Raw genomic sequence first — 13,105 nt, 5'->3', positions numbered from 1 at the left:
GTATTATCATTACTACAGTGTCGTGTTTATTTAACATGTTTATCGCTAGACGCCTGCTGTATAAGGTGGGTGGTCTACCTATTTCAAAGAACTAAACGTATAATTAGTTCAACTTGCTAATAGTGCAAATAGCCCAGCGTAGAGGTGGTTTTTGTAATCTAGTGGGCATTTTAAATAACGCGACGACAATGGATGGCCGTGACTAATCCGTTAAAGCATTTGATAGAGCGTTGCCGTAAATAGCGCAGCGTTAAAAGTAGGAACTTTTTTTTAATATTGTGGTCTTGAAATAGAGAAATTCAGTATTATATCTTCAAATTGACTGGGTTCTGATCAAAATTAGGTCTCGCGCTGCTAATGTTAGTTTGATAACATCGAGTGGCAAAAAATGAGGTGAATAATGAGCAATAACTTACAATCCATGGCGCTATCAGTGCCGCATAGCGGTAGCATCGAAGGCTACATGCAAGCTGTAAGTAGCATTGATATGTTAACTGCGGAAGAAGAACGTGAATTGGCGGTTCGTCTTCGCGAGGATGAAGATTTACAAGCAGCGCGTAAGCTGGTTATGTCTCATCTGCGCTTTGTTGTGCATATTGCAAAGTCTTATTCTGGCTATGGCTTGCCTCAAGCCGACTTGATTCAAGAAGGCAACATCGGTCTGATGAAGGCAGTTAAGCGTTTCGACCCTACCGTGGGCGTACGTTTGGTGTCGTTTGCTGTGCACTGGATTAAAGCTGAAATTCATGAGTTTGTGCTTAAAAATTGGCGCATTGTTAAAGTGGCTACCACTAAAGCGCAACGCAAGCTGTTCTTTAACCTACGCAAAGCGAAAAAGCGTTTAGGTTGGTTCACGCATGACGAAGTACAAACTGTAGCTAATGAGCTTGGTGTAAGTACAAAAGAAGTGCTTCAAATGGAAGCGCGAATGAGCAGCCAAGATCAAGCATTCGATTTGTCTGCGGATGAAGACGAAACGAGTAACTTTTCCCCTGTACAGTTCTTAGAAGATAAGTCGTCTGACGTAGAAACCGATGTTATCAATAGTGATTGGGATGCCAATGCTAGCAAGCGTTTGTACTCGGCGATAAAAACCCTTGATGAGCGCAGCCAAGATATTATCGAAACTCGTTGGTTGGCGGATAATAAAATTACGCTTCAAGACTTAGCTAATAAGTATGAAGTATCGGCTGAGCGTGTTCGTCAAATTGAAAAGAACGCGATGAAAAAGCTGCAAGCAGCCATGGTTGCTTAAAAAGTTACGCATAGTAACATCGCTTTAAGACAAGCATCGATATTCAAAAAAAAGCGCCTAAGGCGCTTTTTTTGTGTCTGACTTGATAGCCCATGGGCTCGGCCGGGCTATTAGCCTATGAGCGGGCCTGTATTAATGGCTGTTGTTTTCTTCATCGGTCATCGGCAATACCCAGAACACGCCTTTAAATTCGGCCACCGCGTTATCACCATCGAGTATATTAACGGTAAGTTCAAACCGCGCTTTTTGACCTTTTCCTAACGGCGTAAATTTACCCGATAAGCTTTCAATATAACAAATAGCCCTAGGTTTCATTGTAATAGGCTTATGGTAATGAATATCGCCATCGCCTAATACTATATCACCTTCTAGCCCACGCTCTTTAAGCTGCAAATAAATCATGCCCCAACCGGTAAGGGTTGCCAGTGAAAATATGCTACCTGCGAACATAGTGCCGTGAATATTAATGTTTTTATTTAACGAAGCGCGGCTTTCTAGGGTTCTCCCCGTATACTGGTAGAGTTTTATACCCATATGTTCGGTAATAGGGATAGTATCAGACCACGTCTGCTGCAGTGCTTTGCACCATTTAGGGTGCATCACTAAGGTGTTGTTTTCAGTAAGCTTCTTTACCATTTGTTGACGCTTTAGCATGCCGAGTTCATTCGGGGCTTCTCGTTCGATAACAAACCCGCATGCGGTAAAGAATTCTATAGATATTTCACGGCTGTTAGTCACCGCACGCTCTGCGCCAAGCTCTTTAGCAACATTTTCCAGCGCGCTCATCATCATTTGCCCAAGCCCTTTACGTTGATGATGTGTATCAACCGCTATATGGCGTATTTGAGCTTCTTCGGCGGTATTTAAGTGTATTCGTCCACAGGCAACAATATTGCCTTTTCCATCGACGATCATTCGATGTTCGGCAACTTGCTCATATTCATCTTTTTCCGACCCCGGAGGGAAGTTCCATGGCTGACGTAGATGCGCCCACCGAAATTGGAAATAGGCGTCAAATTCGCTATCGCTTGTAGGGGTAACAACCTTATACACAGTATGCAAGCCTTATGGATGTGACTGAAAGCGAAGTAAAAATTAGCTTACCAAGCAGACAATGTTTAACATTATGCGGTAATTATACCTTAAACTGGAACGTAACAGGACCATCATTCACCAAGGCCACTTTCATATCGGCACCAAATCGTCCTGTTTTCACCTGCATCCCCTTTCGCGTAAGTGCTTCAACAAATGCTAAATATATTTTTTCGCCATGTTCAGGAGAAGCGCCGCGGGAAAAGCCGGGGCGGTTACCTTTTTGCGTGTCTGCTACCAAGGTAAACTGCGACACAACTAAGATTTCTCCGCCCACTTGTTCCAGGTTCAAATTCATCTTGCCATCATCATCGGAAAATAGGCGATAACGGCACACTTTGTTAGCAAGCTTTTCAATTTCATGCTCGCCATCTTCGCGTTCTACGCCAAGCAACAGTAAGATGCCTTGGCCTATCTCACTCACCATTTCGTCATTGACGGTAACACTGGCTTGAGATACACGCTGTATCAATCCAATCATTTTTTGCTTTCCTGAATAAACCTCGCCATATCCCGTGATGCCCGACACAATGCATAGGCAATACCTGGCTCTGATGTGCTATGACCGGCATCAGGTACTATCTGCAATTGGCTTCCGGGCCAGCCTCGATGAAGCGATTCTGCCGCTTCGGTTTTGCAAATCATATCGTATCGCCCATGAATGATAGTACCGGGTACATCACGTATTTTATCTATATTATCAAGAATATAGTTCTCTTCAATAAAACACTTATTGGAAAGAAAATGACATTCCAATGTGGCTAGGCTTGCCACGAGCGAAATAGGGTAGTGGGCCGTAGACTCTCCTGTGCCCGGCGGTAATGTAAGACGAGACAAGCGTTCTTCCCATTGATACCAGCGCTTTAACGCTGCATGTCGACGTACCTCATTATCGCTGTGCAGCACCTCGCTGTAATAAATGCAAACAGCTTCACTCGTTACAGGTTGAGGAACATCTTTAGTAAACTGCCTATAATGTTCGGGAAACAACTGGGCTGCGCAGCCAGAGGGCGCTAAAAACCAATCTCTGTCTTGTTTACGGGCTAAAAAGACCCCTCGTAATATAAGGCCATACACGCAGCGTGGGTATTCGAGGGTGTACAGCAACGCCAAGGTAGACCCCCAAGATCCACCGAATATTAGCCATTTATCAATATTGAGGTGCTGCTTGAGTAAACTTATGTCGTTTAAATTTTGCCACGTATCATTGTCGGTGGTCACGCCGGGGTGGGTGGACCGTCCGCACCCTCGTTGTTCGTAACCAATAATCCGATACCGTTGATGGTCGAAAAAGCACTTGTAATTAGGGGGTAAGCCGCCGCCTGGGCCACCATGGATAAAAAGTACAGGGATCCCGTCTGGGTTGCCACTTTGCTCGTAGAAAAGTGAATGCCCACTTCCTACATCTAAAAAGCCATCTTGGTAGGAGGTTACATCTGGGTAAAGTCGTTTCATTTTATTTCAACGCGTTGTGCGGGTGCCTGTTTTAGTTTAGTTTATGGTTAAGAAAATCTACATAATCATAATTTGATTATAAATGCGAGGATGTTTGTATGGCAGGTCAAGGATCAGGCGGTAACGTTATCGCTGCAATCTGTAACTTTTTTATTCCAGGTTTAGGTCATTTAGTACAAGGGCGTATTCTAGGGGCATTGTTTTACTTCATCGTAGTGGGTGTTTGTTATGCATTAGCGGCAACGGTGGTATTAGCTATTGTATTTTGGCCACTAGGGGTTATTTTCCACTTAATTGCTATCATTAGCGCGGCTAGATACAGCAGTAGGAATTCGCTATGAAATTAATTATTGGTGCGTGTGTAGCACTGCTTGCCCTAACCGGTTGTCAATCGGCGTATTACGCTGCTTGGGAAAAAGTCGGTGTTGAGAAACGCGACATATTGGTTGATAGGGTAGAGAACGCACGGGACTCACAAGAAGACGCACAAGAGCAGTTTAGCTCGGCGCTTGAAGCCTTTAGCGCCGCCGTGGCTTTTGACGGTGGCGAACTGGAAGATGTTTACAACAAGCTAAACGGCCAGTATGAAGACAGTGTAGCAGCGGCAGAAGACGTCACTGCGCGTATCGACAAAGTAGAAAGCGTAGCAGAAGCACTCTTTGACGAGTGGGAAAGCGAGCTTGAGCAGTACCAAAGCGGTGCATTAAAGCGTGATAGCTCAGCAAAATTGCGGGAAACCAAACGCCGTTATAGCGACTTAATTTCAGCTATGCGCAAAGCAGAAAGTAAAATGCCGCCGGTACTCGAAGCCTTGCAAGACAATGTGCTGTATTTGAAGCATAACTTAAACGCCAGTGCCATTGGCGCCTTGCAGGGTGAACTTTCAACCATTGAAACCAATGTGGCGCAACTGCTAAAACAAATGAATATGGCTATTGCTGAATCTGATGCGTTTATTTCGTCTATGAGAAACTAGTATAAGCGATATAAGTCTAGAGGCGCTTACCTTTGCGCCTTTAGGTTTTGTTTTTAAATAGGGGGTTACTCAGCTTATTCAACCGGTATTTTTCTCGGTTCTTCTTCTGCTTTGGTATGTTCAAAGGCCTCACCTAAACTACAGGTAAATTCGGCGCCGAATAATACTATTACCCACGATAAATAAACCCATAAAAACAAAATAGGCACTACCGCCAGTGCTCCGTATATAAGCTCGTAGGACGGAAAGTTTGTGACATACAGTGCAAAGCCCTTCTTAGATAGTTCAAAGGCAATGGTGGACATGAGAGCGCCGAATATGGCGTGTCTGAAATAAACACGGCGGTTAGGAACCACCATATACAAAATACTGAAGGCCAAGAGTGTTGCTACGCTAGGTACCAGGCTAAGTAAAAAGGTACCCAACCCAGGCGTGTATTCTTCGGTGAAAGCCGCTAAGCCGGTTAAATAAGAACTTACCACTACGCTTGAGCCAATCAACATAGGGCCTAAGGTGATAACCATCCAATAAATAGCAAAGGTATAAACAATTGGCCGGTCGCTTTGAGTGCGCCAAATACGATTGAGGGTTTTATCCACATTGGAAATTAGCATCAGGGCAACTAACAACAAAGATAAAATACCAATGGCGCTCATCTCAGAGGCATTGCCTACGAAATCGGTCATGTATTTATGCACGGTATCACTGGCAGTAGGTACAAAGTTACTAAACACAAAGTGCTCTAGCTTACTTCTCACCGACGCGAAGGCGGGGAACGCAGACATGATGGTAAAGGTCACCATGATAAACGGCACCAGAGAGAGCAGGGTAACGTAGGCAAGGTGCCCAGCAGAGATGGTGATTTTATCTTCTTTGCAGCGTTTGATAAAAATGGTGTATAGGGTTATAACTTGTGGTGAAACCTTGCGATACACCGCTGTAACTCGTTTCCAATCCACCCTATCGCTCCTAAACCTTATTAACTTCTAACGAATGCTTATTTGATAATCACAAATGGTATACCTTTGCACTGTCAGGTAGCAAAGGTTTAATGCCAAATAAGCTGAAATTCATCGGTTTATTAGTCTAAAGTGGGAACCTGTAGCTGAAAAGCGCGCTGGTTTTATTGTGCTATTTAGCGTCAGCGCGTACGCCAAGCATATGACAGATGGCATAACTTAATTCACTGCGGTTTAGCGTGTAGAAATGAAAATGTTTCACCCCTTCTTTAGCCAGCACCTTTACCTGATCCATTGCTATGTTAGCGCCAATAAGGTTACGGGTAGCTTGGTCGTCGGCGTCTAATCCATCAAACATTTTATGCAAAAAACCAGGCACATGAACATTGGTAAAGCCAGCAAATTTAACCAACGTCTGATAGTTAGTTACCGGCAAAATGCCAGGTACTAAGTCTAGATCAATGCCTGCAGCTGCGGCCCTGTCTCTAAAACGTAAAAATACACTAGTGTCGAAAAAGAACTGGGTGATTGCTTCACTCGCACCGGCTTCAGCTTTGCGCTTTAGATTAAGTAAATCAAACTGCGCGTTAGGGGCCTCTGGGTGTTTCTCAGGGTAGGCAGCCACAGATACGTCAAAATCAGCCACGTCTTTAAGCAAAGCCACTAAGTCAGAGGCGTACATTTCGGTTTTCTCGACGCCAGGGGGAAGATCGCCGCGCAAGGCGACAATACGACGAATGCCTGAGTCCCAGTAATCTTTAGCTATTTGGGTTAATTCTTCACGGCTGGCATCCACACAGGTTAAGTGAGGAACGGCTGCTACGCCTGTTTGCTGATGAATACGCTTCACAACATCGTGAGTGCGGTCGCGCTCGCCACTGTTAGCGCCATACGTCACAGACATATAACTTGGCTTTAGCGGCGCTAAGCGTTCAACCGATTTCCACAAGGTTTGCTCCATCTTTTCAGATTTCGGCGGGAAAAATTCAAAAGACACGTCGATATCACGCAGTTCCGAAAGGGACTGATTTAGTGCATCGACACCTTGGGCGTAAGAAACCATGACATATTACTCTACAATAGACGTTTAGACGTCTAAACTAAAGAATATATGTCTAGACGTCAAGAGGTTTACACTGCTCAATTGACCTTTTCGTGAACTTGTTTAGAATTTCGCTTTATAACATAAATAAAAGTAGACTGAGTTAGCACAATGGCAGAATGGAACGGTAAGTACATCCACCCCTACGCAGAACATGGTAAGAAGAGTGAACAGGTGAAAAAAGTCACTGTGTCTATTCCTATCACTGTTCTGAAAGCGTTGACCGATGAGCGCACTCGTCGTCAAATTAATAATTTACGTCATGCAACAAACTCGGAACTTTTGTGTGAAGCCTTTTTGCACGCGTTTACCGGGCAACCGCTACCTAACGATGATGACTTAAGAAAAGATAATCCTAATCGCGTGCCCGCAGAAGCAAGAAAAATTATGGAAGCGATGGGGATAGATTCAACTGTCGAGAACGAGAAAGCGAGCGAGAACGAGAAAGCTAGCGAGAACGAAAAAGCTAGCGAGAACGAGAAAGCTAGCGAGAACGAGAAAGCTAGCGACAAGCAAAAAGAAGAATAAAAAATGCGGCGCTAACCTAGTAGGGCGCCGCATATTTTAGCCTGAAGGGGAAATGCTATTCGCTTTCTAGCTCTGGTAGCCGGGCTACGCCCGATTCAATAGCGGCTTTTGAAACTGCCTTAGCAATGCGCTCACATAACCTAGGGTCCATAGGTTTAGGGATAATATAGTCTTTCCCGAAGGTAAGACTTTCACTGTTACTCGCAGATAGAACCTCTTTTGGCACAGGCTCTTTCGTGATAGCACGAAGGGCCTCTACTGCCGCTACCTTCATCTCATCATTAATGGCGCTTGCGCGTACATCTAATGCACCCCGAAAGATAAACGGAAAGCACAACACATTATTCACTTGGTTAGGGTAATCAGAACGCCCTGTAGCCATAATAAGGTCTTTACGCACATCGTGAGCAAGTTCAGGCTTTATTTCTGGGTCTGGGTTCGAGCAGGCGAAAACAATGGGGTTATCTGCCATTAAAGCTAATGTTTCCGGTGGCAATACATCGGGCCCCGAAACGCCAACAAAAATATCGGCGCCGTCCATTACGTCTTCTAATGTGCGCTTGTCAGTATTATTAGCAAATAACTTTTTATGTTCAGTAAGCTCTTCGCGGCGAGTGTGAATAACCCCTTTTCTATCGAGCATGTAAATACGCTCACGCTGGGCGCCACATTTTATCAGTAATTCCATGCATGCCACGGCGGCTGCGCCCGCGCCCATACATACAATTTTAGCGCTATTAATATCTTTGCCTTGAATTTCTAAGGCGTTAAGCATACCCGCGGCGGTAACAATGGCGGTGCCATGCTGATCATCATGGAACACAGGAATTTTGCAGCGTTTAATAAGCTCCTGCTCAATTTCGAAACACTCTGGGGCTTTAATATCTTCTAAGTTAATTCCGCCAAACGTATCTGCGATATTAGCAACGGTATTTATAAACTCTTCAGTGGTGCGGTGTTTTACTTCAATATCTATTGCATCTAAACCTGCAAAGCGCTTGAACAACAATGCTTTACCTTCCATAACCGGCTTAGAGGCGAGAGGGCCTAAATTGCCCAACCCCAAAATTGCAGTACCGTTACTTATTACGGCTATAAGATTGCCTTTGGCGGTATATTTGTAGGCGTTATCTGGGTCTTCTGCAATTTCACGTACAGGCTCGGCCACACCTGGGCTATAGGCAAGCGCGAGATCATCAACACTATCTGCGGGCTTCGACAGTTCCACACTAATTTTCCCAGGCGTGGGGTTAGCATGGTAATCAAGTGCGCGTTGTCTAAAATCTGACATCTGATGGTATTTCCTTAATGTAGGGTGGAAGTCATACTGTTATGCTACTAAGTCATTGGCGCCAATATTTATAATTATCTTTTTTTGGAATAGGCATGATGGATAGCTTAGTGGCTATAACAACAGGCAGCATGCGTTATTTTTGCTACGATTTCACTAATATTTACATGCATGTTACAACTGTAACATAGGCCATGAATAGGTACATATCTGATCAGCCTAGACAATTAAATGTAGGCGAGGCTAACTCGTAAGACCAGTAACCTTAACGAATATTAGTTATTCACTAAAACTATGAAGGAGGGGGATTTCATATAAATTTTCTATTGTGGTCAGAAGTGGAATGTCTTATTTAGTTGATGTGAGGAAAACACTATGTCTGAAGAACGCTTGGTACAAGAATTGACGGTTGTATGTGAATGGGCAAAAACCAAACAGGTGGGATTTAAATGGCTAACTCACATTGGGCATTGGCGGCGGCCAGAAATCGTGGTGGTATTTGAAACAGAGCAGCAAAAAGCGCAGGCGTTATCTAATGGATGGTCGAATGCATTTATCGAGGCTGCGGAGTTTGCCTGTGAAACCGTAAAAGGGGAGGCTAAAAGCTTTCGCTTTGAAAGCGAGCAAGCATGCCAACAATATAGCGGAGGCAATTGGCCTAAGCATTTGCAAAAGCAACCCCTTCACTAATGGGTTACTGCGCTCGTTGTTAGCTTTCTATAGAAACAAAAAAAGCGCCATATAGGCGCTTTTTGCGAAACGGTATTAGGCTTACTTTTTGCCCAATGCACCAAAACGCTTCTTGAAGCGATCAACACGACCACCAGTATCAACGTTACGCTGCTTACCAGTGTAGAACGGGTGGCATTCAGAACATACGTCTAGGTTGATGTCTTTACCAAGCGTAGAACGAATGTTCATTACGTTACCGCAAGAACAAGTTGCTTTAATTTCAGTGTATTCTGGGTGGATACCTTGTTTCATGGAGTTACCTCACGTATTAAGGCCGTATCGCTATTCAGCCCGAAGCTAAACACCATACGCAATATAATTCAAATAGCTGACCGCATTATTTGCAGTCTGCCGCAAAAAGAGCGGCGCATAGTAAAGGATGACGGCGTCTTGATCAAGCAGTTTTTGTATGCCATATGACCAATAGCGGCAGTGCTAACGCACTGTCACACACTACCAGAGGTTTGACTTTCTGCGTAAATACAAGATCATGGCGGCTTAACGTTTATCGATTTTGTCTTAGTATAGGATGTTTTCTAGATGACATTTATTCAGGTCGCTGTACCTGTACCCCTACGTCAGTTGTTTACCTACCAACACACAAGGTCGCTAAATAGTGGTGTGCGCGTAGAGGTTCCTTTTGGGCCGCGTACTCTGGTAGGTGTGGTGGTGGGCACCCAAGACCCCGCTGACATTGATAATATCGATAAGATAAAGCCACTGAATAGGGTTATTGATAACGAACCGGTAATAGCCCCAGTGCTACTAAAAATGGCCCATTGGCTATGGCAATATTATCATCATGCGCCAGGCGAAGTGATGCACGCAATGTTGCCTGTGCCCTTACGTAAGGGCGAAGCCGCCACCCCAAGTGCCCAACGTTATCTTCAATTATCTGATGAAGGCCGACAAACCGATAGTGACACATTAACCAGAGCACCTAAGCAGCATGCGTGTTTTATGGCCTTAAAACACGGTCAATTGTTGGCGGTGGAAGCGAGAAAACAATATTCCCCTTCGGCGGTGAAAAGCCTTTTGCAAAAAGCGCTAATAGAAGAAGTTGATCAGGTTCCTGAATTTACGCCCTTTGGCTATTTAGCCCAAATGCAGATAGGGCAAACGCCGGTGCCAGACAAAGAACAAGCCGTGGCTATTGCAGCGCTAAATCAGCAGCACAATAAGTTTGTGATTAGTCTACTAGAAGGGGTAACCGGTAGCGGTAAAACAGAAGTGTACCTACAAGCGATTGCGCCTTTACTTGAGGCGAAGCAACAGGTACTAATTTTAGTGCCCGAAATTGGATTAACCCCACAAACGGTAGCCCGGTTTGAAAAGCGTTTTTCAATACCCGTGGGAGTTCTGCATTCTCAGTTAACCGATGCTGCAAGGCTACTGGTATGGCAACGAGCAAGAGCAGGGGAGCTAGGTATCGTTATTGGTACACGCTCGGCCATATTTACCCCGTTTAAGCACCTAGGCATGATCATTGTTGACGAGGAGCATGACGAGTCGTTTAAGCAACAGGACGGGCTACGTTATCACGCCCGAGATTTAGCTGCCATGCGCGCCAAAGAGCACCGTATTCCTTTATTACTCGGTAGTGCAACGCCCGCTTTGGAAAGCTTGAACAATGCACTTACCGGGCGTTATACCCACCTTCAGTTAACACGGCGTGCAGGCGGGGCACAAAGTACACAACAGCATTTACTAGATGCCCGCGACCAACCCTTTCACTATGGCATAACCGAAGGTTTGCTCACCATAATGCGCCAGCATGTGAATGCAGGAAACCAAGTTCTGGTTTTTGTAAACCGCCGCGGCTTTGCTCCCGCCATGCTATGCCATCATTGCGGTGAAACGGTAATGTGCAAACGCTGCGATAAACCCTATACGGTTCACAAAGCGCAAAATCGTCTGCAATGTCACCATTGCGCAGGTACGCGCGCGATGCCTAGACAATGTGAAGCCTGCCATAGCCACGAGCTAGTTACCGCAGGCACGGGTACAGAGCAGGTAGAGCAAGGGTTAGCGCGGTTGTTTCCAGACGCAAAACAAGTACGTATCGACAGTGATACAGTGCGCGGAAAAGACAAATTGCACAACACTTTAGATGCAATTAATCGCCAAGAATATCAGATATTAGTGGGTACCCAAATACTATCGAAAGGTCACCACTTCCCCCATGTTACGTTAGTTGCGGTACTCGATTGTGACGGCGCCCTATTTAGCGCCGATTTTCGTGCCGCAGAAAAGCTTGCGCAGTTGGTAACCCAACTTGCAGGTAGAGCAGGGCGAGCATCTAAGCCAGGTGAAATGTGGTTACAAACGCATAATCCGCACCACCCATTGTTACAAGACTTGGTAAACAATGGCTATAGTCATTTCGCTCGACACGCATTGCTTGAACGAAAGGCGGCGGCGCTCCCCCCTTTTATTAGCCAGATTATTATTCGTGCTGAAGCCACCGATAGCGCTTTAGCCTTTGGTTTTCTGCAACAATGTAAAACGCAGCTATTAATGCCAATAGATAATATAGAAGGGCCTTCGGTAGGCGGCCCTTTTCCGTGCTTAATGGAAAAGCGACAAGGGCGTTACCGATTTATGTTAGTGTGCAACCATGCTAAAAGAGGCCCGCTACACGCCACACTGCGGCGTGCTTTACCCTACATGCAAGCATTACCAGAGGGCGCTAAAGTAAGATGGTCAGTGGACATAGACCCCACCGATTTCAGTTAGCACCCATGTTGGCTTTACGGTAATATTGCGCTAGCAAAGGTATACAAGCGTTTCAGGGTTGGGCACTATGGTGCGCTGCCCTTAAACAGATAATGATAAGAAGTAGGATGTTTGCCAACTATGGCTCAACGCGATTATGTTTCTCGTGGTAGACCACCACAAAAAAAGAAGCCCACAAATAAAAAAAATAACAACTCACGTGCAAAGCACGAGCCCATTGCGTCCTTCCCTAAAGTTCGGCTGCTGGTGGTCTTGCTATTATTAATAGGCTTTGGTGTTTTTCTTTGGTCAATTAAAGACAATAGCGACAACAAGGTAGATACCGAAGTTGTTCGCCCTGTCGCGCCTACCGAAGAAGCGCTGCCTGAGTTACCTGAAGAAGAGTGGGAATACATTCGCACCTTGCCAGGTTACGAGGTTGAAGTAGATGTAGCACAGCAAGAAAAATCGGACAAACGTTACCTTATGCAGTGCGCATCCTTTAGAACCCGCGCACAGGCAGAAGAAATGAAAGCAAAAATTGCGTTTCAGGGGCTAGAGGCGCTTATTCGTCATAGTAGCGGCGATAACGGCGACTGGTTCCGCGTTATTTTGGGGCCATTTGAGTCGAAAAGAGATGCTGAAAAAGCCAAGCACAGTTTGCGCAAAGTTAACATTGCCACCTGTCAAATATGGTACTGGAATTTATAGCCAGTAGGCGGTGGAGTGTAGCCAAACTTATAAACGAGTCGCCCACTTTCTTTGCTCTTGTGGCAATTTTTTAAGCGTTCCTTGCTACTTTATTTAAATCTACACAATTTGCGCGCTGGTGGAAAAATACCCTCAGCGTGCAGCTAAGTGTATGTTTATTAGTCGCGATAACGGTGAAGTCGTTTATAAATTCATCTTTTAATTTGTCTTGATATACAAAGGCCACTCTATTAATCTAATGCGGATTGCTAGGGAAAGCGACATTTGTATATGGACATTATACGCTAAT

At 45.0% G+C, this 13,105-nt stretch carries 13 protein-coding genes and 1 pseudogene; 7 read left to right on the top strand and 7 right to left on the bottom strand.

Translation table 11 applies throughout. The features are described from left to right. Positions 1 to 400: 400 nt before the first annotated feature. On the top strand, positions 401 to 1,255 hold the full coding sequence (rpoH, locus tag GTH32_RS13680) for an RNA polymerase sigma factor RpoH (protein ID WP_163086671.1): 855 nt from the start codon (positions 401 to 403) through the stop codon (positions 1,253 to 1,255). A gap of 132 nt (positions 1,256 to 1,387) precedes the next feature. Here rpoH and GTH32_RS13675 read toward each other — a convergent pair whose 3' ends face one another. The 3 genes from GTH32_RS13675 to pip form a co-directional block, all read right to left on the bottom strand. Further along, positions 1,388 to 2,308 carry a YiiD C-terminal domain-containing protein gene (locus tag GTH32_RS13675; RefSeq protein WP_163086669.1) on the bottom strand — a complete coding sequence of 307 codons (921 nt, stop codon included), beginning with the start codon at positions 2,306 to 2,308 and terminating at the stop codon, positions 1,388 to 1,390. 82 nt (positions 2,309 to 2,390) lie between these two features. After that, complete coding sequence (gene dtd / locus GTH32_RS13670; RefSeq protein ID WP_163086667.1) at positions 2,391 to 2,828, bottom strand: D-aminoacyl-tRNA deacylase; 438 nt, start codon at positions 2,826 to 2,828, stop codon at positions 2,391 to 2,393. Further along, on the bottom strand, positions 2,825 to 3,802 hold the full coding sequence (gene pip, locus GTH32_RS13665) for a prolyl aminopeptidase (RefSeq protein ID WP_163086665.1): 978 nt from the start codon (positions 3,800 to 3,802) through the stop codon (positions 2,825 to 2,827). Before pip ends, dtd begins: the two co-directional genes overlap by 4 nt. A 98-nt stretch (positions 3,803 to 3,900) precedes the next feature. Between pip and GTH32_RS13660 the strand changes: the two genes are divergently transcribed. Together GTH32_RS13660 and GTH32_RS13655 are read left to right on the top strand one after the other, a co-directional pair. Then, positions 3,901 to 4,143, top strand: coding sequence for a hypothetical protein (locus GTH32_RS13660; RefSeq protein WP_163086663.1), 243 nt, complete (start codon positions 3,901 to 3,903; stop codon positions 4,141 to 4,143). Beyond that, positions 4,140 to 4,778: a DUF2959 domain-containing protein gene (locus tag GTH32_RS13655; protein ID WP_163086661.1), complete on the top strand. Its 639-nt coding sequence runs from the start codon at positions 4,140 to 4,142 to the stop codon at positions 4,776 to 4,778. The genes GTH32_RS13660 and GTH32_RS13655 overlap by 4 nt, the downstream gene beginning before the upstream one ends. A gap of 74 nt (positions 4,779 to 4,852) precedes the next feature. On the opposite strand, the gene GTH32_RS13650 is transcribed toward GTH32_RS13655, so the two are convergent. Continuing rightward, complete coding sequence (locus tag GTH32_RS13650) at positions 4,853 to 5,737, bottom strand: virulence factor BrkB family protein (RefSeq protein WP_163086659.1); 885 nt, start codon at positions 5,735 to 5,737, stop codon at positions 4,853 to 4,855. A gap of 172 nt (positions 5,738 to 5,909) precedes the next feature. Then, positions 5,910 to 6,800: a methylenetetrahydrofolate reductase gene (gene metF / locus GTH32_RS13645; protein ID WP_163086657.1), complete on the bottom strand. Its 891-nt coding sequence runs from the start codon at positions 6,798 to 6,800 to the stop codon at positions 5,910 to 5,912. Positions 6,801 to 6,950: 150 nt separating this feature from the next. Here metF and metJ point away from each other — a divergent pair. Beyond that, positions 6,951 to 7,265: pseudogene (gene metJ / locus GTH32_RS13640) on the top strand (met regulon transcriptional regulator MetJ); the annotation flags it as partial. Positions 7,266 to 7,422: 157 nt separating this feature from the next. On the opposite strand, the gene GTH32_RS13635 reads toward metJ, so the two are convergent. Continuing rightward, positions 7,423 to 8,658: a malic enzyme-like NAD(P)-binding protein gene (locus GTH32_RS13635; RefSeq protein ID WP_163086655.1), complete on the bottom strand. Its 1,236-nt coding sequence runs from the start codon at positions 8,656 to 8,658 to the stop codon at positions 7,423 to 7,425. A gap of 375 nt (positions 8,659 to 9,033) precedes the next feature. Between GTH32_RS13635 and GTH32_RS13630 the strand changes: the two genes are divergently transcribed. Next, positions 9,034 to 9,348: a hypothetical protein gene (locus tag GTH32_RS13630; protein WP_163086652.1), complete on the top strand. Its 315-nt coding sequence runs from the start codon at positions 9,034 to 9,036 to the stop codon at positions 9,346 to 9,348. Between the two features lie 81 nt (positions 9,349 to 9,429). Here GTH32_RS13630 and rpmE read toward each other — a convergent pair whose 3' ends face one another. Beyond that, positions 9,430 to 9,642, bottom strand: a complete 213-nt coding sequence (gene rpmE / locus GTH32_RS13625; protein ID WP_163086649.1) for a 50S ribosomal protein L31 — start codon at positions 9,640 to 9,642, stop codon at positions 9,430 to 9,432. A gap of 288 nt (positions 9,643 to 9,930) precedes the next feature. Between rpmE and priA the strand changes: the two genes are divergently transcribed. Together priA and GTH32_RS13615 are read left to right on the top strand one after the other, a co-directional pair. Beyond that, positions 9,931 to 12,126: a primosomal protein N' gene (gene priA, locus GTH32_RS13620; RefSeq protein WP_163086647.1), complete on the top strand. Its 2,196-nt coding sequence runs from the start codon at positions 9,931 to 9,933 to the stop codon at positions 12,124 to 12,126. Between the two features lie 120 nt (positions 12,127 to 12,246). Further along, complete coding sequence (locus GTH32_RS13615; RefSeq protein WP_163086644.1) at positions 12,247 to 12,816, top strand: SPOR domain-containing protein; 570 nt, start codon at positions 12,247 to 12,249, stop codon at positions 12,814 to 12,816. The last annotated feature ends 289 nt before the right edge of the window (positions 12,817 to 13,105 follow it).

Source organism: Alteromonas profundi, assembly GCF_010500865.1.
GTDB lineage: Bacteria > Pseudomonadota > Gammaproteobacteria > Enterobacterales > Alteromonadaceae > Alteromonas > Alteromonas profundi.
This window is presented reverse-complemented; position numbering and strand designations above follow the sequence as displayed.

Excerpts from the sequence above, each read along its gene's own strand:
- rpoH (WP_163086671.1), top strand. The coding sequence starts at position 401 with ATGAGCAATAACTTACAATCCATGGCGCTATCAGTGCCGCATAGCGGT.
- dtd (WP_163086667.1), bottom strand. The coding sequence starts at position 2,828 with ATGATTGGATTGATACAGCGTGTATCTCAAGCCAGTGTTACCGTCAAT.
- pip (WP_163086665.1), bottom strand. The coding sequence starts at position 3,802 with ATGAAACGACTTTACCCAGATGTAACCTCCTACCAAGATGGCTTTTTA.
- GTH32_RS13660 (WP_163086663.1), top strand. The coding sequence starts at position 3,901 with ATGGCAGGTCAAGGATCAGGCGGTAACGTTATCGCTGCAATCTGTAAC.
- GTH32_RS13655 (WP_163086661.1), top strand. The coding sequence starts at position 4,140 with ATGAAATTAATTATTGGTGCGTGTGTAGCACTGCTTGCCCTAACCGGT.
- metF (WP_163086657.1), bottom strand. The coding sequence starts at position 6,800 with ATGGTTTCTTACGCCCAAGGTGTCGATGCACTAAATCAGTCCCTTTCG.
- GTH32_RS13635 (WP_163086655.1), bottom strand. The coding sequence starts at position 8,658 with ATGTCAGATTTTAGACAACGCGCACTTGATTACCATGCTAACCCCACG.
- GTH32_RS13630 (WP_163086652.1), top strand. The coding sequence starts at position 9,034 with ATGTCTGAAGAACGCTTGGTACAAGAATTGACGGTTGTATGTGAATGG.
- rpmE (WP_163086649.1), bottom strand. The coding sequence starts at position 9,642 with ATGAAACAAGGTATCCACCCAGAATACACTGAAATTAAAGCAACTTGT.
- priA (WP_163086647.1), top strand. The coding sequence starts at position 9,931 with ATGACATTTATTCAGGTCGCTGTACCTGTACCCCTACGTCAGTTGTTT.
- GTH32_RS13615 (WP_163086644.1), top strand. The coding sequence starts at position 12,247 with ATGGCTCAACGCGATTATGTTTCTCGTGGTAGACCACCACAAAAAAAG.